The sequence below is a fragment of the Muricoccus vinaceus genome, assembly GCF_042433125.1.
In the GTDB taxonomy this organism is placed as follows: domain Bacteria; phylum Pseudomonadota; class Alphaproteobacteria; order Acetobacterales; family Acetobacteraceae; genus Roseomonas; species Roseomonas vinacea.
This window is the reverse complement of sequence record NZ_JBHLVZ010000020.1, coordinates 1-19,366: the sequence shown is the minus strand read 5'-3', so window position 1 is coordinate 19,366 and position 19,366 is coordinate 1. Positions and strand designations below refer to the sequence as shown.

Genomic DNA, 19,366 nt, shown 5'->3' with positions numbered 1-19,366 from the left:
GCCTGCCACGAGCCAAGACGCGCGTGACCCGATTTGCGGCTCTGGCAGCAGCCGCATGAATTAGCCGACAGTATTAGGTCGTCCTCAAGATCAACGGTGTGACGCACTGGCTCTGGCGCGCCGTCGATCAGGCCGGGATGGTACTCGATGTGCTGGTGCAGAGCCGGAGGGACAAGCAAGCTGCCAAGCGGCTACTCAGGAAGTTGCTGAAGCGCCAAGCGCGGCCGCCGCGGGTCATGATCACCGACAAGCTGGCAAGCTACGGCGCGGCGAAGAAGGAGGTGATGCCTTCCGTCGATCACCGTCAGCACAAGGGGCTGAACAATCGCGCGGTGAACTCGCATCAGCCGACGCGAAAATGAGAACGGCAGATGAAGCACTTCAAATCAGCAGGCCAAGCGCAGCGCTTCCTCTCTGCCCACGACAGGATCAACAGCCTCTTCCATCTTCGCCGCGACCACGTCACCGCCAGTGAGTACCGCGCCGCAAGGTCGCGGGCGTTCGAGGTATGGTCCGACATCAGCGGGGCCGCCGCGTGGGCTTGATCGCTCTTGATCTCGCTGCCGGTCACTCAACCTTGTCGCCCCGACGCCGGCAAGTAGACATGGGGTTATGGCGGGCTGGTGCCCTTCAGCGGCAATCGGGGTCTGATGCGATCGGACCTGCTGAGGGGAGCTGGCATGGAACGGTATGTTGGACTGGATGTCTCGCAGGAGCAGACCTCGGTCTGGGTTGTCGACAGCAGCGGCAAGACGGTCTGGCAGGGCAAGTGCGCCTCCACCCCGGAGGCGATTGCGGCCACCATCCGGGCACAGGCACCCGAGGTGACACGGGTCGGCCTGGAGAGTGGGCCGATGTCGGCCTGGCATTGGCACGAGCTGAGGAAAGCGGGTCTGCCCGTAGTCTGCCTCGACGCGCGCCACGCAAAGGTGGCACTTGCGCTGCAGCTGAACAAATCCGATCGCAACGATGCTCGCGGCTTGGCGCAGATCGTGCGTACGGGCTGGTATCGTGAGGTGGCGGTCAAGGGCATGGACAGTCACCTGGTCCGGTCGCTGCTCACCACCCGGGCGCAGCTGGTGCGCATGCGCGTCGATCTGGCCAATCAGATCCGCGGCGTGCTGAAGCCCTTCGGCCTGATCGCTGGCAAGGGTGGTGGCCAGCCCTTTGCCGAGCGGGTGCGGGCCTTGGTCGCGGATGGACCGCTGCAGGACGCGACCGAGGCGCTGCTAGCGGCTTGGCAGAGCGTCAGCGAGCAGGTTGCGGTTCTCAGCCGGCGGCTCGTCGCCATTGCACGGCAGGATGGAGCGGTGCGGCGGCTGATGACCGCGCCGGGTGTCGGCGTCCTGGTCGCCCTCACCTATGTCAGTGTCGTGGATACGCCGGAGCGCTTTGCCAAATCCTCGAGCGTCGGCGCCTATGTTGGACTGACACCAAGGCGCTACCAGTCGGGCGAGGAGGACTATACCGGCCACATCTCACGCTGCGGCGACAAGCTGCTACGCACCTACCTCTATGAGGCAGCGGGCATCATCCTCCACCGGGTCTCGCGCTGGTCAGCGCTGAAGGCCTGGGGGACGCAGCTGGCGAAGCGAACCGGCACCAGGAAGGCCACCGTCGCCGTGGCTCGGAAGCTCTCGGTGATCCTCCACAGGATGCTGCGCGATGGCAGCGAGTTCCGCTGGTCGACCAAGGAGGCACAGATGGCCTGAGCCAGAAGTAGCAAAGGCACGAGATCCGCCGGCAGCGGCGGAAGGGTGTCCCTGTCGGGACGGGGTTCCGGCCATCGCGTGGGCACTGTTGCGGCCCCACTCCATCCAGAGCGGGTGACCGCGTAGTTGACATCACGAGGCCGGAGCTTCCGACACCATCATGCGGCGCCTCACGCCGACCGCGGAGAGAACCATGACCCGACAGGAGCACCCATCATCGCTGCACGGTTAGCAACGGAGGGCTTGACCCCTGAACCCGCCATAAGAGAACAATGCCCCGCCGCTAGTCCTGCGCGACCGCCGGCCGGGGGGCGAGCACGCGCACGGCCTGGCGAAGAACCCGGAAGCGCGCCGGCGTCTGGGTGGCCAGCTCGCCGTCGGTGTTGACGGCCTTCGGGCGCCGCGTCCGGATCTCAGCCTCCTCGGCACTGGCGGTGCGGACCTCGTGCCAGAGCCCGTGCCGCCCGGCGCGGAAGGCCGGGTAGATCAGCGTCAGCTTCCAGAGCCGCTCGAACTCGAGGCTGTAGAGGTTGAGGCGCCCGTCGTCGATCGCGGCCCCCTCCTCGATCGTCATGCCGCCGCCGTAGTAGCGCCCGTTGCCAACGGCGATCTGCAGCGTCCGCACCTTCCGCACCTCGCCGTCGTGGCGGATCTCCGCGCGGAACGGCCGCATGTTCCAGAGGGCTCGGCCGGTGGCCAGCGCGTAGCCGAGCCGTCCCCAACGCCGCTTGAGGTCGCGCGTCAGCTCCCTTGTCACCTGCACGCTGAGGCCGATGCTCGCCACGTTGAAGAAGGGGTGCCCGTTGACCTCGCCGAGGTCGATCCGGCGCATCCAGCCGCCGGTCACCACACGCGCGGCCTGCTCGAGTTCCGTGGGGATGCCGAGGGTGCGGGCGAGGTCGTTCGCCGTGCCCAGGGGCAGGATGCCAAGCGGCAGCCCGGTTTCCAGCAGGGCGGGCGCCGCCGCGTTCATCGTCCCGTCGCCGCCGCCGAGAACGACCATGTCGATGGAGGAGGCCTGGTCGCGGATGGTGTCGCGCAGGCGGCCGGCGTCGGCGCACTCCCCGTGCACCAGCTCGATGCCCCCGGCCTCGAGCGCCTCCGCCGCGACGGCTGCGCCCTCGCGCCCCCGCCGGCTCTTGGTGTTGACCACGAAGAGGGCGCGGCGGGGCGCACCCGCTTCCGGCACCGCCCCGAGCGGCGTGGAGTCCGTTTCAGTGGTCATGCTGCACCGCCGATCCATGGGCCAGGTCCGGAAGGTCGCCGGCCGCTGCGCGGGTCCTCCTCCGACCCAACTGAACCGCCTCGCCGACGGTGCGTTTCCCCGGCGCATGAAAGAACCCTCGCGACCGCCGCCCGCCCGGAACCTCCGCCAGAGGCGCGCCCCTTGACGCCTTCCGATCGCCCGGTCCTGAAATGGCTCGCCCGGCTCGGCTACGCCGCGCGGGGGCTCGTCAGCCTGTTGGTGGGCCTGCTCGCGCTCTTTGCCGCCGTCGGCCAGGGGGGCGAGGCGACCGGCTCGAAGGGCGCGCTCCAGACCCTGTTCAGCCAGGCCTGGGGAACGGCCCTCCTCTCCATTGTGGCACTCGGGCTGTTCGGCTTCGCGCTCTGGCGCGCCCTGCAATCAACGCTCGACGCCGACCGGCTCGGCCGGTCCTGGCGCGCCCTCCTGGCCCGCTCCGGGCCTTGTCAGGTTGGCGACGTAGGACGCAAGGAGCACCCGAGCTGGCGCAGCCCTCAGATAGTTGATGGAGTTCTGGTCACATCGCTCCAGGCGCTGAACGCGGCATTACGAACCTGGCGGTGTTGGTCGGCAGTCAGGCGGTGACGACGGAGTTGGAAGTGGTTGTGGATCCGGCTGTGGGTGGAGAGGAACCGTTGAGCGTGGCGCGGCGACTTGAACCGCTGCATCTGCCGTTCTCGCCGTCGTGTCGGCTGGTGTGACACCTCGGCGCGGTTGTTGAGATAGCGGCTCTGCCGATGCTCCATGCCCGGCAGGATCTCGCGCTTCGCAACGCCGTAGCTGCGCAGCTTGTCGGTGACAATCACGCGGGGAACGTACTGCAGCCCCTTCAGCAGCTTGCGAAAGAATCGCTTGGCGGCTCTGGCATTGCGTCGGCTCTGAACCAGGATGTCGAGCACATTGCCTTCCTGATCCACCGCACGCCAGATGTCGGTTTTCTTTATCGAAGAGAATGGTGCCGGGAAGCTCAGGCTTCTCCTTAACGATGAGAACGGTAGCGTGGTCTGATCAGACCGTCGCGATGCAAAACAACAGCTTCATGATTGCGCGTCAGGTGACAGACCTCGGCCCGATGCCTCCGCCATTATCCTCATCAGGGATGAGCCATGTTGCGGCAAAGAAAATTCACCCTTCCAAGCCGCTGATCCTGTTGCATACGCATTATCGCCGTTCAAGAAAACTGACACCTGCTCTGAGGATGGCGAGCACGATTGCCGCGCGACGGAGATGAAGCATGCAGTGGCCTCTTCGTCAGAGACGGTATCTCTTTCGTGGCAACCGCCCTCTCCCGCCCCCTACGCACGACAATAAGCCTTACGGTACTGCAGCGTCCGTTAACGAGAGGTCCAACTGGACGCGTTTGAGTGCCTGTATTCGGCTTTTCATCCTCCAAAAGCACGCCAGCCGTGGCATGCGGATTGAGTTAAAGGCAGACGATGTCGTGCAGCTCAGCGGCGAACTGTGAATCATCGGACAGCTCGAGTTATCGGAGCTGATGAGCCTTCAACCTGTGAGGGAGCCACATCTGACGCGCTAACCCCAATCGCATCGAACATGGCGGTTGCCGTCCCCCCTAGCTCGTGCGCAGCATTGTCGTATTGCTGCAAGAAGCTTTACCCGTCTCAATGACCCGAAGGGCAATCGATCCCGTCACCGCATCGGAGACGACAGCCGTCAGGGCTGTGCCGGCGTTCCTCCAAATGGACCCCAGCGGTTATCGCGGCTCGGTGCCCATCACGCCGTCAACCGCTCACAACATAATGTCGGAGAAATGCAGCACGTTCGGGAAGACATCTGAAGAGAGAATGCTTCAGCAAGCCGATCGAGGCTTGCGCTCAAAGCGCTCGGCAGTTGGCACGACGAACACTGGCGGGCTACGAGGCGATGGCGATGATCAGGAAGGGGCAGGTTCGGAGGATCGGTGGGCGCGACATGCAAGCCCAAGCCATCTTCGTCGCCGAGTTGTTCCAGAGTTTTGCTTAATCCGCCTGCTATCCAGGAAATCTGCGGCTCGGCGTAAACTTCGCAACACATACAAGTCACGCCTCACTGCGCTTACAAGCGGATCTGTGCAACGTATTCTCGTTCTGGCCTAACTGCATTCTGTTGCGCGTCGCACTGCGAAGAAGCGATTTACAAAATCGGGCGGGGAAGCTTCAGCCAGCGGCAAGGAGGTACCCCGTAGGTCAAACACCACGAACCCCAATCCGTTCGCACAGGCGTAGGCCAGACGGTCTTCGGGGTTGCGCAGCCGTAAGACCTCATCCACGCGTCGGCGCCATGCGGCGTAGGTCTCGGGCGCCCACATTGCGGTCGCACCCTCCTTCCAATCCACCCAGATGATCCGCTGTGCCCCGACCCGAAAACCTCCAGGTGAGAGCGGGACGAGGAAGCGAGCATCCTGCGGTGTGTTGGCACGGGCCCAGAGTTGGACTTCTAACCATTCTGGCGAGGCTGGCCAGAATCCCTCAAGCTGTGCGTCGCCCGGCGCGGGACCGGTGGTCGCGGGACGTGGCCGGGCGAGGTAGGCGCCGGCTGACGCATAGGCGGCGAGCAGGAGGAGGGCTGCGGCCGTAAGGGCGCGCGGCCGGTTCGCCGCGAACCGCAGGAGGGCATGTATGGGACCTAAATCTCCGCACCTGCCCCGGCGCCGTGCAAGCCAGAGGAGAAGGGCAGCGCATCCGAGCGCGGCCGCAGTGACCATCCAGAAGGCAGTCGCCATCCCAGCCAAGGCTAGGAGAAGCAGCAAGGTGCGGGGGGGATCGGCCACGTCCAAGCGCCGCATCACGCCAGCCGTTACAATCACGGCGGCCAGCATCGTGACCAGCGCGTCCACGCGCAGCAGGTGAAGGTTCAGGAGGAGGCGCGATTCGGAAAAGGCTCCGACGAGCATGCCACCTGAGAGTACGAGCAGAAGCCCTGTCATAACGAGCGCGGCACGGCGACGGTGTGCCACGAGCGGCAGAGCCAATACTGCCGATGCCGAAGTGGAAACACACTGAAGGATGGACCAGCTATCGGAGGCGTCGAGGAAAAAATGTTTACCGTAATACAGGCGCAAGAAGGACCGGTAGTCGAAGCCAGGGTCATCTGTTCCGGCCTCAACCATCGCCCAGACAGCAACGGGAAGCGCCAACACCGCGAAAGTGAAGCCGGTGAGTATGACACGACGAGTCCGCGCAGCAAGCGCGTCGCGGGTCGGACCGCCAGTAGGTGATGCCGAGAGGTGCGCCAAGGCGGCGAGACCGAGCGGGGCGCACACCCACACTCCGATAAAGGCATTCAACGCAAAGGTCATTCCGCCCAGACCTCCCGCCAGCACGAGGCGGCCGCGAAGCAAGGCGGCGATGCAGAGCAGCGCAAAGGCTGTAGAGACCTCACTGTGCGTGAAATACTTCATGAGCATCCCACCGCCGCCGAGGAAGGTTGCACCGTAGATACCGCGCGTAACAGCGAGGACAGCTGCTGCTGCGAAAAGTCGCCGGCTCCCCGCACCGAGGATGCGCAGCAGGAGAATGAGAGCAAAAAAAGTCAGGACCCGAGTGACGAAGTGGCAGAGGAAGAAGATTGCAGCGACGTTGTGCTCGTCCGCAACAGCCACGAGGAAGAAGTAAACTGGCGAGACAAAACGCCGGAGCGAGCGGATCACGGGGTCGTCGGCGAACTGCGGCAGCTCATCAAAGCCCAGCACAAGGGGGATGTGAAAGACATTATTATTAATGCCAAATTCGAATCCTTGGATGCCGATTGAGAGCATCGCCGCGAGGACAGCGAGGACGAGCGGGTGGGACAGGAAATGGAGCATTCCTCCAACCTCAGCTCGCCGCGACAAGGATGACCCCGAGTAAGACGAGCGCGATACCGCCAACTCACATGGTATCACGGGAAGGCTCGCTTCTGTTTCTTTCTCTCCACGCGCACCTGAAACGCCAGCTTTCAGCGCGCCTGCGCCGCAGTCGATGTCAAAACGCTTATACAGCATCTTTTCACCCGCCATCGCGGATCGCCGGCTGTACGGTCAGCCACCGCGGTACCGCAGTGCTGAGAGCCACACCTGCACCCAGAAAGAGAAATGGCATGATCGGAAGCCGATAGCGGTAGATCACGTAGAATATCATATGCACTGCCGTGTATCCCGCAATTGCGAGAACAACTGTACCCAAGCTGCGGGGATACCGCTTGAGCAGAGTGAGCGATGCAAGGCATAGCCCGCCGGTAGCTAGGAATTGCACGAGCCAAGCAATGCGCACAAGGCGCGCCATCGTTCCTTCGTCACCAGCCCCCGCATGCATCGGCGGATCCCAGAAAGCGAGAGCTTTACGCAGCATTAGCACCGCCGTCTGGCCTGGATCCTCAATCATGTGCGCAACTGCGAGGCGGCGCAGCAACACGTTCACTCCGTGCTCACCCAACTCCTTTCGCAGTTCCTCCCACCGCGGTGCGATTGGTGTCTCGGTAATGCTGATGAAGTAGGGCGTCGCTTCCGGGTTGTTACCGACGTAGAGGTTAAAGCCGCCGTTGTTGTTCAGAACCCATGCATCAAACACGGTATAATTGCGCACCAGCAGCGGTGCGACGGTCAAGGCGCCGGCCGCAGCCGCGATGAGCAGGTAACGTAGGGTTCGGCCAGGGCTACGCTGCCTCAGCCAGATCAGGAACACCGCCGCAGGCATCAAGGCGAGAGCAGCGTTTCCGACCATAGCTATCGCTCCGCCGACCATTCCGAAAGCGACTGGATTGATCCATGTACTACGGGATACCGACCGGTCTGCCGTGATCCACAGCAGTCCGATCATCAATGGCATCAATAAGTTCTCCTTTGCCACATAGGCCGCGTAGACGATCGCTTCCGCGTAGACCGCGAGGAGGAGCGCTGCGACCGCAGCGACGAACAAGGATCCGAACAACCGCCGGGCGAGTGAAAAGAGCAGGAAGATCGACACAACGCCGAGCAGTACGTTTGCCGCCTTGACGGCGGCGACACTCGGCCCAACCACGCTGAAGACAGCGGCAAGGAAGATAGGATAGCCTAGACTCATGAATGCAGTCAGCTTGCCCTCCGCGTTCGCTAACCCGTGTCCAGCGTGCAGGTTTGTCGCGAGGGTCCAGTAATCGAGGTAGTCGCTCACGAGCGGCGACGGCATACCGATAACACAGGCTGTCCGGAGCAGTGCGCCAAGCATGAGGATCGCTGCCGGCAACGCCCATCGCCGCACAGTCGACACGCCACATGGTGCCGCGAGCGGCACCTCCATCCGTGATGTGAGCATGCCCACTCCCGACCTCCCGCCTAACATACTGGTCTGTCCGTCGTCCTGGGCACCACTCGATGAACTGGACCATGTGGATAGTCTGTCATCGCCGTGAACGGCGCGCCCGCAGAGGAGAGCCAACTGAACGCGCGGCGCGCTTCCGCGCTGTCCAGCACATCCGCGATGCAGGCAAGGGAGAAAAGAGCCAGCTGCGGGTAGTTACCCTGGCTCTTTGACCAGCCGTTCTCGTTTGCCCAGCCGCGCGCCTTCGTCTCAGCTCCGATCTCCGCCCAGCTTTTCAACGGCGTTCTGCGCGCGTCCGTTGTCGCGATCACGTAAGCCGCGCCGTCTCGTGGGTTGAAGCCCTGGTCGGCCGAGAGGAAACGCCGGACGGCGAAGTTGCTCATAAACTCCAGCACGGCACGGGCATCGGCGTTACCCTTCCGTGCAGCCGCGGCGGCGGTGGAGACGAGGTGGTCCTGCGCCCAAGGTTTGCACTCGAAGGGAGGGTCATAATCGCTCGGCACCCAGCCGAAGGCCTCCCCCTGCGCCCGTCGCCATGCCGGAATTTGAGAGCGGAGAAAGGCCCAATTGTTGGCCTCGCACCGCCGGAAGTAGTCCCGCTGCGGATCGCTGTCCGGACTGATCCAGCCCGCTTCATGCAACTGCCGTATGGCCCAGGCCGTGCCGCGCGTCTGATTGAAGCGGACCATGTTCGCCTCCGCACCGCCGCGTGGGTGCGGCCAGCTGCTCACGACGTTCCAGGCGGCCTGAGACTGCAGGTGGTCAAGGAATGCCCGGCGGCCGGTGAGAATGAAAGGCACAAAGGAGAGGTCAGGCTGGTGCGAGCCCTCCGGTGTCCAGCCAGTAGTGTTGGGCACCTGCTGCAGCAGGCCTCCCGGCGGCCGACCGCCGCGTGCGTCAGTCCACAGCTGCGGCCAGCGCCTGGTGTCGAGCCAGCTGCCCGCCTCCCCTCCGCGAATGTCCCAATGGTGCCAAGGGATCGCGCCCGCTGCTTCCGCCTGCCCCATGGCGTAAACTGCCGCGCGCCGGTCGCCGCTTATCAGCCAGGCCGCCTGAGATTGCGTTGTCGGGCCGATATCGTCCCGCCCGCCAGTTTGGGGCATATACTGCGTGATGCGGCGGTTGTTGAACGGCGCGGACCAAGCCGGTTCTGCTAGGGCTTGGCCGTAGGCGGAGAGGGTGCCTTCGGACACGACAAGGGAGGCGTCGTAGCGCGCAACCGCACCAGTCTCGGCAAGGTAGTGTAGGTCGTGCCGTGTGAAGGCGGGCACCGGCACCGGCGTGCCATCGGAGCTGAAGGCGCTTATCCGGCCAAAGGCGGTATAATGGTAATGGCGGAGCGGCCCGGTGCGCAGCAGTTCGCGCCCATCCAGGAGCACCCGCGCGGAGTACGCGGCGTCTCCGCCCCCCTCCTGCATCGCAGTGTCGTTCCGCAGCCAGAGATCCAGCCAAATCGTACCGTCCACTCGCGCGGAAAGATCGGCGATCACTCGCAAGGAGGAGGCGGAACCGACAGCGCTGGAAGGCACGGGCGTACGCAGGCGAACCTCGGTGACGAGCGGACCGGATTGCCAGACTGTGATGCCGGACCTCGGCGCCGCCTCCAGCATCGCCCGCAGGTCGGCGCGCCAAGGCTTGCCCGAGGCAGGCGTCAGCTCCAAAATCAGCTGCCGGTTCCCCAAAATAGCGGAAGGGTCCAGGGGGTGGCTAACAGCTGACGGCGCCCCGACGAAAAGGCGGAGTTCCAGAGTTTGCCGGGATGGAAGGACGCGCGGCAGCGCGACGCTGATGATTGCGAACCGCACTGAGCCGTCCTCGTGATGCGTCCTCGCGTCGAACTGCGTTGGGATCGGCTGCTCGCCAGCCCGCGCGAGGACGCCCGACCGCGCCGGGACGTCGCCGGGCCGGAAGACCTGCCCAAAGACGACAACCGCCCCGGCCGGCGCGCCGTTTCCCTCCAACGTTATGCTGGTAATCGCCCCAGCCGCGCAGCGCAACGCTGTGGCACGCCGACCAGACGCAGTATTCTGCGCAGCCACCGTGGCGGGGCTGCCGACCGCAATAAGCGCCGCACCACTGAACGCCAGAGCGCGGCGTCCAAGCAATTGGTCACCGGTCACCGGATTGGTTCCGCGAGCTGATCATGTCGGCACACTCCTTCGATGCAATGCTCAGCTCCAGGCCACAAGGACCACGCCGGCGACGATCAGTGCGATACCCGACGCACGCACCAGGCCAACCGCCTCTCCAAACAAGAGGGCCCCAGCGAGCGCGGTGAGCACGAAGCCGAGGCTGACAAAAGGGTAAGCTTTGGAAAGCTCGGTACGGGACAAGGCACCGAGCCAGAGCACTGCACCAACGCCGTAGAGCGCCAGCCCGGCGAGCACTGCGGGCCGCGTAAGAAAATCGAGCAATGCCACGGGAAGGTTCGTTCCCGCTTCTACCCCTCCACGCGCACCCGAAACGCCAGCTTTCAGGAGCACCTGCGCTGCCGCCGATGTCAGTACGCTCATAAGGATGAGGGCGAGAGTCTGGAGGCTCATTAGGTTCTCAGAGTACGATGTTGCCGACCGACTTCGCGGCGGCGAGGATGAGAAAAGCGCTCGCTGCGACGACCCAGGAAACCCAGTCCCGCGCGGCGTAGACAATCGGGTCATCGTGCATGTATCCCCGCGCGGCGGAGAGCCAGACGCGACATTGCCAAAACAGGATCAGCGGCACGATGGCCCAAAGCATGCCTGGAGACGCGTAACTCTGCGCCGTCGCCTCGCCCTGAACGAAAAGGGCGAGGACGAGCGATGCGGCAAAGGAGGAGGCGGTGCCGAAGCTTTGAAGGGTCGCGGCATCATCGGGTGTGTAGCCGCGCCGCGCGAGCCAACCGCCCCCGCTCTTTGCCGTGCTGCGCAGTTCCTCCACGCGCTTAACAAGCGCGAGGCTGAGGAAGAGGAAAGCGGAGAAGCCGAGGAGCCAGAGCGAGAGACTATGCCCAATTGCCAGGGCGCCGGCGAACATTCGGACGGTGTAAAGGCCTGCGAGGACGAAAACATCCACGAGTGGCAGTTCTTTCAGCCGCAGCGAGTAGCTCACGGAGAGCATCGCGTAGAGTAGAAGCACCGGGAGGGTGCCCGATAAGGTTGCGAGGAGGAGGCCTGTCGCCAAGAGTGCCGCGGCTGCCCCGAGCCCAACTGGTATGGGGACCGCTCCGCTCGCGAAGGGGCGCAAGCGCTTTCTGGGATGCCGCCGATCGGCCGGAAGATCGGTCAAGTCGTTTACAACGTAGATCGCGGAGGCGGTTGCGCAGAAAGCGGCGAAGGTGGCAATGGCGGCGAGCCAAGCGCCACCCGAATTCAGGGCGTGTGCGGTAAAGAGTGGAATGAAGATGAGGAAGTTCTTCGACCATTGATGTGGCCGAAGGGCCCGTACGATCCCGCGTAGAACTCCTCCGACGGGCGGGAACTCGGCCTCGACATTGCAGAGCGCCCGAGCAGCGTCTGCAACGTGGCGAGGCGCGTTGACGAGGATCACTGCTCCCGCCTCGCGCCAGACGTCGAGGTCGCTCGCGGCATTTCCGGCGTACGCGAAACCTCGCTGGCCGAATCGGCTTACGAGGGCGCGAGCCTTTGCGGATCCTTTAAGGTTTTCGCGCCCGTCGGAGGCGATAACCTCGTCAAACAGGCCGAGATGGCTGGCGACGCGACGTGCGACCGAAATGTCCGCCGCCGTGACGAGTACGACGCGGCGGCCACTCCCACGCTGGGCTTTAATGTAACTGAGAAGCGGCTCGCAGTAAGGTAGGAGCGACGCATCGAGTGGTGCGGCTGTCGCGGTGAAGCGCTTGAGGCCAGTTCGGCCGTTGGTCACAAGGGCTCGTGCCGCACCGAACATCGCAGGACGGCCGAGTGTTCCGAGCAGACCCTCTACGAGGGTGTCCGATGGCGTAAGCGTGCCATCAAGATCGACACAAAGGGGAAGCTGTGCATTCGCCGGTCCCTTTACGCTCAATCTTGCCTCATGAAGCACGGAGCAGGGCAACACGCTTACGTTCACCGCATCCATCCAACTGGTTTGGTCCGTCAACATTGCGACATGATAACGTCTCGTGTCAACTAATTAGTGTGTTTTTTTGGACATGCGGTCATTTTTTGTAATGAGTGCCCATTCTAGGCAGAGTAGTAGCGCCGGCTGACCACGGCGCGGTTACTAACCCCTTGAACGACGTCACCGATGGCAGATTGCTGTGGTAGTACGAGCTTGAGACCGCGGCCGCTTGAAGCAGGCTTGCAAGAAGGATGAGCGCGCGTCGTGGTTAAGCTCGGAAAGGTTCTCTCATCGAGCAGCTACAAACCATGCTATGGTAAGATGGCAGAGAGGGGCCTCAGTGAGGCTGGGCTAATCCTTTAAAGGTCGAAGGATCTACCACATCCCTGCGGCGAGAGCCGGTCCTCCAGCGACCCACCCGCGCTCACGCGCCGGAACACCGGCCCCCATTCAATGCGTGAGCGCTTGAGCCAGGCCTCCACCGCCCGCACCGGGCAGGAGAGCGGGTTCAGCCCGCGGGGTATGCCGATGGAGGCCCCCTCCCCCTCCTGGTCGCGCTTGGAGCGCGGGATCAGCACCGTCATGCCCTCGGACGTGAACCGCAGATGCTCGCGGTCGATCCCGACCAGCTCGGAGCGCCTGAGTGCCCCCGCGAAGCCCACCAGCAACAGCGCCTTATCTCTGAGCCCCGCCACGTCCGTCCCGCAACTCGCCAGCAGGCGCTTGACCTCGGCCGAGGTGAGCGCCGCCGCCGGCCGGGCGGGCTTGCCGTGGGTGGCAAGGATGCCGCGCATCGTCGCGTTGATCGCCGGCTGCCGCGTCTCCCACAGGTGCCCGGCCTGGCGGTGGTGGTGGGCAATGGCCGCCAGCCGCCGGCGCAAGCCGCTGCGGCCGAGCGTCGAAGCGAGGCTCGCGAGATGGCCGGCGATCGCCACCGGCGCCGCCGGTGGAGCCATCACACCACCCAACTCGCACCTGAGGCAGAAGGCGCGCCTGGTGTTCTCCGACACCGCCTGACCGGCATAGCTCGCGGCGTGCGCCGCTGCCTTACCGACCGGACCCGCCAGCGCCTCCGCGGGCAGCGCACCGGCCGCGAGACGCGCCACGGACGAGGGAATGGCCAGCGGGCTCGACCCGGCGCGCTCAATCACGCCCCTTCCCTCACCCACCGCGGCACAAGAAACTCAAGGTTTGCTGACCATCCCGCCGGGCTCCTCACCAAATTCCTCGCCTTCTTGTCCCGCTCTGGCCGTTTCCGCAGACGCCTCCGCGTCCATGCTCCCACCATTCCCGACGGTGGCTGCAGGCGTACCAAGGTGGCAACCGCCCCGTCCCTGTCCCTTGGGCACGATAATACTACGCTATCAATGCACTAAGGGTGCCCTGACGATCGACGAGGCGTCTGGTTAGGCCGGCTCGCGTCAGCATACCGGCGTGCCCGTGACATGCAGATTGGCAACTCGCCTCAGCCAAGCGCTAGATCCTCTATGTAGGCGTCCAGCGCGTGGAAGGCCGTTGCTGTTTCACGCAGTTCGCGGCTGGCATGCCCCCAGTACAGCACCGTCACGGCGAAGCGGTCGGTCACGAGTTGCTTCACGACGGGCTCGTAGTCGCCGTCGCCCGCCACCAGCGTGATGCGGTCCCACTGCGGGTCCGCAAACCGATATGCATCCCGGCAGATACGGGTGACCAAGCTGGTGTCGACGCGCTTCTCCTTTCCCGAGAAGCCCCGCTCCACCGTGACCACCTCGAAGCCTGCCTTGGCTGCGTGCTGCCACAGGCCCGCGTTGCTGTCAGTGACGCTGCCGAACACCACCGCCCTTGTGTCGCCCTCAACCTGCTGGAGCAGGGCCATGAGACGGTAGAGATCGAGCCGATAGTCGAAGTCGATCACCCCTCGCTGCTTCGCGTCTTCCAGGCTGCTGGCCATGCCGCGGGCGACGGCACTGACCTTCTGCCCCTCGATGAACAGGTTGCTGCAGTCCACATAGGCGAGATGGGTCACATGAGGTCCTCAGCCGGCGCGTCTCCATCGTCGTGGGCAGGGCCCCTGCCCTCCCCTGTCCCCTCGGCCGTGTTGTCGGCTGATTAGCGCGTGGTTCAGGCAGCAGCTCAGACCGCCCCCACCGAGGTGCTGGCTGGCCTGGTGGAGAGGGTGACCTACCACAATTCCGAGAACGGCTTCTGCGTGCTGCGGGTCAAGGCGCGCGGGCACAAGGACCTGGTCACGGTGGTGGGGCACGCCGCCAGCATCGCCGCCGGCGAGTGGGTGCAGCTCTCGGGCACCTGGTTCAACGACCGCAGCCACGGCCTGCAGTTCCGCGCCGGCTTCCTCAAGGCGAGCCCGCCCACCACGCTCGAGGGCATCGAGCGCTATCTCGGCTCCGGCATGATCCGCGGCATCGGCCCGGTCTACGCCAAGAAGCTGGTGCGCGCCTTCGGCGAGCAGGTCTTCGAGCTGATCGAGGCCGAGCCAGCGCGGCTGCGCGAGGTCACGGGCATCGGCCCCAAGCGGGCGTCCCGCATCGTGGCCGGCTGGGCCGAGCAGAAGGTGATCCGCGAGATCATGCTCTTCCTGCACGCCCACGACATCCGCGGCATCGGCTTTCGCACCGCCGACCTCGTGGCGCAGAAACTCGGCATCGAGCCCACCGCCATGATCCGGGTGCGCGCCGGCATCTCCTTCGCGCTCGCCGAGGCCACCGGCGAGGGCCACTGCGGCCTGCCGCTCGCGGAACTCACCGCGGAGACCGCAGCCCTCATCGAGGTGCCCCCGCCCCTCATCGAGACCGCGCTCGAGCTGGAGCTCGAGGCCGGCGAGGTGGTGGCCGACACCCTGGAGGGGGAGCGCTGCGTCTTTCTGGCCGGCCTGTACCGCGCCGAGCAGGCCATCGCCGAGCGGCTGCAGGCGCTGGCCCAGGGGGCACCACCCTGGCCCGCCATCGACGCCGCGCGCGCCATCCCCTGGGTGGAGGGCAGAACCGGCCTGTCGCTCGCCCCCAGCCAGCGCGAGGCCCTGGCGCTGGCCACCCGTTCCAAGCTGCTGGTGATCACCGGCGGCCCGGGCGTGGGCAAGACCACGCTGGTGAACTCGGTCCTGCGGGTGCTGCGCGCCAAGGGCGTGGAGGTGGCGCTCTGCGCCCCCACCGGCCGCGCCGCCAAGCGCCTGTCCGACAGCACGGGGCTGGAGGCCCGGACCATCCACCGCCTGCTGGAAACCGACCCCAAGACGGGGGGCTTCAAACGCGGCGAGGAGCGCCCGCTGGAGTGCCAGCTGCTGGTGGTGGACGAGACCTCCATGGTGGACGTGCCGCTCATGCGCGCTCTCCTCCGGGCGCTGCCGGACGAGGCCGCGCTGCTGCTCGTGGGCGACGTGGACCAGCTGCCCTCCGTCGGGCCGGGTCAGGTGCTGGCCGACATCATCGGCTCGGGGGCGCTGCCGGTGGTGCGGCTCACAGAGGTGTTCCGCCAGGCCGCCGAGAGCCAGGTCATCGTCAACGCGCATCGCATCAACCAGGGCCAGATGCCCGAGCTTCGCCAGGGCGAGGGGTCGGACTTCTTCTTCGTGGACGCTGCCGACCCCGAGGAGGGCGTGCGCAAGCTGCTGACGGTGGTGCGGGAGAGGATCCCCGCGCGCTTCGGGCTCGACCCCGTGCGCGACGTGCAGGTGCTCTGCCCGATGAACCGGGGCGGCCTCGGCGCGCGCTCGCTCAACATCGAGCTTCAGGCGGCGCTGAACCCGCCGGGCGAGCTGCGGGTGGAGCGCTTCGGCTGGACCTTCTGCCCCGGCGACAAGGTCATGCAGGTGGCCAACAGCTACGACCGCGAGGTCTACAACGGCGACCTCGGCGTGATCTCGGGCATCGACATGGAGGAAGGCGAGCTCACGGTGCGCCTCAAAGGGCGCGAGGCAACTCGCCATGCTCCCTCGGTTCCGGACCGACCTACCAACATCCCGGCCTATGATGCATCCATGGGCTGACCTGAATGCAAGCTGCAGCGCTACATTGGAACACTGCCCTATGCCGCCATCCGTGACCGGGCAGACGACCTCCGCTTCCGCTGGTGAGGCGCATAGTCGGGCCAGCGAGACGTAACTGGCTGGCCACCCCCTTCACGCCTCTGCCCAGGCTGCTACCAGCAGGTGACACATCGCGTCGAACGTCGTGGTAAGGCAAGACTCAAGGAGCTGTCGGAGGGTCTGCTTTGGTTCTCGAAGGCTTGCCCCGGCTTCGCCACTTCCACAGCATAATTCAGTGCTCCCTTAGTTCCCTGTTCGGGTTCGAGTGGGACCTTCCCGCCTCTGCTATCCCCTAGGCGTCTTTCAGTCTTGGACCGCGGCTTCGGCGCCGGCGAGGTTGTCCACAGCTCAGCGTCGTTAGAGAGTCCTTAGTAGTCTTTGATTCGTCAGTAGCCCAATTTTGCTGACAGATCAGGGGGTTCTGGACGAGTCGTGCTCCCACCCTTACCGTTCATGCTCCTTCGTTTCCCAGCCATGCTCCCTTTCCTACGGTTCATGCTCCCTCCCTTACGCTTTAGGGTTATTCATCCACATGTTGCAGCCCGTGCTGCTCGTTCAGGCCCCATTCACGGCGTTTCCGGACCTTCGTGCTCCCTGCATTCCATGCTCTGAATTCTCCTCATGCCCGGTTATCACGGGGCAGGCGGACGTTCGTGCTCCCTTGATTCCCGATTGTTGGAGGGAATGCTGAGTACCGGGTATGTGGAAAGCATGCCCCGGAAAGCTCAGACTGCCGAAGAAAAGGAAATCGCCCGTGCGGCGAGGTTCGAGCGGACCCAGGCTAATCGGCGGGGACGACACAATCCCGCAGTCCTGCCCGCCAAGCTCACTAGGACCTCGGCGTTCGCCCCGCGGAAGAAGGGCCTCGACCTGGACAGCACCACGCGGATCTACGCGGTCAAGCCACACAGTGTTGTCGAGGTCCATGGCCGCGAGCTGGGATCCCAGCACAGGGACGCCCTCTATGCGCTTTTCAGGGTCCGGGCCGCCCGCTTCGAGTTGACCAATCCCGAGTGGCGCGAGGGCGCTGATTTCCGAGTGCAGAAGACGATCGTCATCTACGAGACCTCGACCACCTGGAGGGCGTTGCTGCAGGCAACTGGACGGACTGCCCACGTCAACAACCTGGCCACGCTGCTGCGCTCACTCGAGGAGATGAGATCGGTCTCGTTCAGGATCTATCCAGGGACCTACGAGCAGTACGAGGCCGGAATCGCAAAAGGTCGGCTTCCTGGCGCCGGTTTCTCGGACACACTGATCAGCGAGATCTCCTGGTCCGGCATAGACCTCGATAGCCGCCTGAGTATCCGGTATGGGAAATGGGTGCGCGACATGTTCGAGAGCCGGACACTCGTGAGCATGGATGGCGACACGTACTTCAAGCTCAAGAGCGACTATGCGAAGTCGATCTGGCCCTTTATCGACGGTAAGCCCACGCACAGCTGGATCGACGACGTTGATGTCGCTGCGTTGTGCGGCGAAGACTACCTGAGTGCGCCAATCAAAAGGCGTGTCAAATTCAGGGGCGAAATCCGTCAAGCCTTTGACGACCTCGTTAGAGCCGGTGGCCTAGCGTCCTGGAGCTGTGACGCCATCGGCGCTGGGCGATTGAAGACTTACCGCTACCGCTGGAATCATCAGCGCCTCCGCCAAGCCGAGCTGGACTTTCAGCCCGACGCCGGAGAGGCGCCCGACGCAGGGTGATCGGAGGCTTCATGCTCCCTTGATTCCCGTTCGTGCTCCCTTGGTTCCGGACCAAGTAGCGGTCAAACATATCTTGTTCCACAAACTGGCGGCTTGGAGGCGCAGACGCGGAGCATGATGCATAAGATCGGTTCCCCTGCCGCTTAGATACCAGCATGGCCCTGACTACATCTGATCGCCGGCACCACATCCCGAAGTAGCGGCACAAAGTGACGTGCTGGTCTAACGAAAGCGCTGCTTTGCGGTAGCGCGGGAGTTGGGTCGTCTGGTGCACCGAGGAAGCGGTCCTGGTCTGGAGCCGAGCCAAGGACTACACAGGGCGGGCAGCACCCCTAATCAATGTGAAACGACATCCGAAGTGACCTGAGCCCCGAAGTTCCTGCGGGCGGAGCTAGAGTCCTGGGCGACTGTTTGCTGCTAAGGGTGCCGCGTTGGCAAGGTCTTCCACCATCTGAGGCGTGATGGTTCGCCTGCCGACCTCGAGATCTCGGCGCGCAGGTAAGGGCCAAGAAGCCGGCCGTCGCTAGTTCGAAGCTCCCCGAGAGCCTCGGCCCAGCTCCCGCCCGACCGCCCCTTTACCTCCCCGATGCCGTGCAGGGCGAGCAGGCCGTGAAGGCGGTTGAGGTGCCGGGTCCGCTCGGAAACGAGCTAGACCCGCTCGCGGGCCAGGCGCTTGGCATCCTCCGCTTCTGGCGTTGGGACGGCCACTTAGCGACAGACGCTGGCATCACCGACTAGGAAGGCACGCAGGGTGAGTGCCATGGCCTCCACGTCGATCCGGTCTGTCTTGGTCTGACGCCCCCGGCGCGACACGAGGAAGCTGGCTGCATCGAGGACGTGCGTCCCGATGCCCTGGGTGCGCAGGTAATGGGCCGGCCAGAACCGTTGTACCCCGCTTCGTAGCAGACCTCGACGGTAACTTCGTCGCCGGTCTGTCTCTTGGCCTGGAGGCCGACCCTATCCAACACCAGTAGCAAGCCGGTGACATCGACGCCGGGTACGGCGTGGGTGACCACCCTGGTTGCAGAAGGAGTCAGCGAGCCGATCAGCCACTTGGAACGGCTGAGTTCGGGCGCGACGCAGTGACCAGCCCCCATCGGGTGGTCCGGACGAAAAGTTAGTGCAGCATTGTAGTGGTCTGCGCCCCAACGTTGGTCCGGGGTCTATGCAAGTTCTCGGGCTGGTTGAGCTTGGTTGGCGAAGGCGTTCGGGGTCAAGTTCCCGAGCGCCGAGTGGGGTCGCTCCTCGTTGTAGTGGCACCTCCATTCCTCGATGCGGGCCCGGGCGTCCGCCAGGGACAGGGGGACAGGGTAGCGTCCGCGGAGGTGGTGGAAAATCCGGCACGGTCCGGTGTGTAGGGCTTGGGTGGCCA

At 64.6% G+C, this 19,366-nt stretch carries 13 protein-coding genes and 2 pseudogenes; 5 read left to right on the top strand and 10 right to left on the bottom strand.

Features of this window, described 5'->3' with window-relative positions; all coding sequences use genetic code 11:
• Window positions 1-77: 77 nt before the first annotated feature.
• Window positions 78-545: pseudogene (locus ACFFIC_RS30080) on the top strand (IS6 family transposase); the annotation flags it as partial.
• A gap of 135 nt (window positions 546-680) precedes the next feature.
• On the top strand, window positions 681-1,712 hold the full coding sequence (locus ACFFIC_RS10600) for an IS110 family RNA-guided transposase (RefSeq protein ID WP_377050131.1): 1,032 nt from the start codon (window positions 681-683) through the stop codon (window positions 1,710-1,712).
• Between the two features lie 283 nt (window positions 1,713-1,995).
• Here ACFFIC_RS10600 and ACFFIC_RS10595 read toward each other — a convergent pair whose 3' ends face one another.
• The gene (locus ACFFIC_RS10595) at window positions 1,996-2,937 is read right to left on the bottom strand and encodes a lipid kinase (RefSeq protein WP_377050130.1); all 942 of its coding nucleotides are present in this window, start codon (window positions 2,935-2,937) and stop codon (window positions 1,996-1,998) included.
• Window positions 2,938-3,099: 162 nt separating this feature from the next.
• Here ACFFIC_RS10595 and ACFFIC_RS10590 point away from each other — a divergent pair, with 162 nt between their 5' ends.
• Window positions 3,100-3,540, top strand: a complete 441-nt coding sequence (locus tag ACFFIC_RS10590; RefSeq protein ID WP_377050129.1) for a DUF1206 domain-containing protein — start codon at window positions 3,100-3,102, stop codon at window positions 3,538-3,540.
• On the opposite strand, the gene ACFFIC_RS10585 is transcribed toward ACFFIC_RS10590, so the two are convergent.
• The 8 genes from ACFFIC_RS10585 to ACFFIC_RS10550 all read right to left on the bottom strand — a co-directional run bounded on the left by ACFFIC_RS10585 (window position 3,450) and on the right by ACFFIC_RS10550 (window position 14,274).
• Window positions 3,450-3,884, bottom strand: coding sequence for a transposase (locus ACFFIC_RS10585; RefSeq protein WP_377050135.1), 435 nt, complete (start codon window positions 3,882-3,884; stop codon window positions 3,450-3,452). The genes ACFFIC_RS10590 and ACFFIC_RS10585 overlap by 91 nt on opposite strands.
• Before the next feature lie 1,163 nt (window positions 3,885-5,047).
• On the bottom strand, window positions 5,048-6,952 hold the full coding sequence (locus tag ACFFIC_RS10580; protein ID WP_377050128.1) for a DUF6798 domain-containing protein: 1,905 nt from the start codon (window positions 6,950-6,952) through the stop codon (window positions 5,048-5,050).
• Window positions 6,942-8,225 carry a glycosyltransferase family 39 protein gene (locus ACFFIC_RS10575; RefSeq protein WP_377050134.1) on the bottom strand — a complete coding sequence of 428 codons (1,284 nt, stop codon included), beginning with the start codon at window positions 8,223-8,225 and terminating at the stop codon, window positions 6,942-6,944. Before ACFFIC_RS10575 ends, ACFFIC_RS10580 begins: the two co-directional genes overlap by 11 nt.
• A gap of 20 nt (window positions 8,226-8,245) precedes the next feature.
• Window positions 8,246-10,351: a hypothetical protein gene (locus tag ACFFIC_RS10570; RefSeq protein WP_377050127.1), complete on the bottom strand. Its 2,106-nt coding sequence runs from the start codon at window positions 10,349-10,351 to the stop codon at window positions 8,246-8,248.
• Window positions 10,352-10,402: 51 nt separating this feature from the next.
• Window positions 10,403-10,774, bottom strand: a complete 372-nt coding sequence (locus tag ACFFIC_RS10565; RefSeq protein WP_377050126.1) for a DMT family transporter — start codon at window positions 10,772-10,774, stop codon at window positions 10,403-10,405.
• Window positions 10,775-10,781: 7 nt separating this feature from the next.
• Window positions 10,782-12,233 (bottom strand): UbiA family prenyltransferase, encoded by a 1,452-nt coding sequence (locus tag ACFFIC_RS10560; protein ID WP_377050125.1) that lies wholly within the window; start codon window positions 12,231-12,233, stop codon window positions 10,782-10,784.
• 395 nt (window positions 12,234-12,628) lie between these two features.
• Complete coding sequence (locus ACFFIC_RS10555; RefSeq protein ID WP_377050124.1) at window positions 12,629-13,420, bottom strand: site-specific integrase; 792 nt, start codon at window positions 13,418-13,420, stop codon at window positions 12,629-12,631.
• A 314-nt stretch (window positions 13,421-13,734) separates the two neighbouring features.
• Complete coding sequence (locus ACFFIC_RS10550) at window positions 13,735-14,274, bottom strand: NYN domain-containing protein (protein WP_377050123.1); 540 nt, start codon at window positions 14,272-14,274, stop codon at window positions 13,735-13,737.
• A gap of 90 nt (window positions 14,275-14,364) precedes the next feature.
• Here ACFFIC_RS10550 and recD2 point away from each other — a divergent pair, with 90 nt between their 5' ends.
• Window positions 14,365-16,251, top strand: a complete 1,887-nt coding sequence (recD2, locus tag ACFFIC_RS10545) for an SF1B family DNA helicase RecD2 (RefSeq protein WP_377050122.1) — start codon at window positions 14,365-14,367, stop codon at window positions 16,249-16,251.
• Window positions 16,252-17,001: 750 nt separating this feature from the next.
• Window positions 17,002-17,994 carry a hypothetical protein gene (locus ACFFIC_RS10540; RefSeq protein ID WP_377050133.1) on the top strand — a complete coding sequence of 331 codons (993 nt, stop codon included), beginning with the start codon at window positions 17,002-17,004 and terminating at the stop codon, window positions 17,992-17,994.
• A 1,163-nt stretch (window positions 17,995-19,157) separates the two neighbouring features.
• Here ACFFIC_RS10540 and ACFFIC_RS10535 read toward each other — a convergent pair.
• A pseudogene (locus ACFFIC_RS10535) lies at window positions 19,158-19,295 on the bottom strand (integrase core domain-containing protein); the annotation flags it as partial.
• Window positions 19,296-19,366 lie beyond the last annotated feature (71 nt).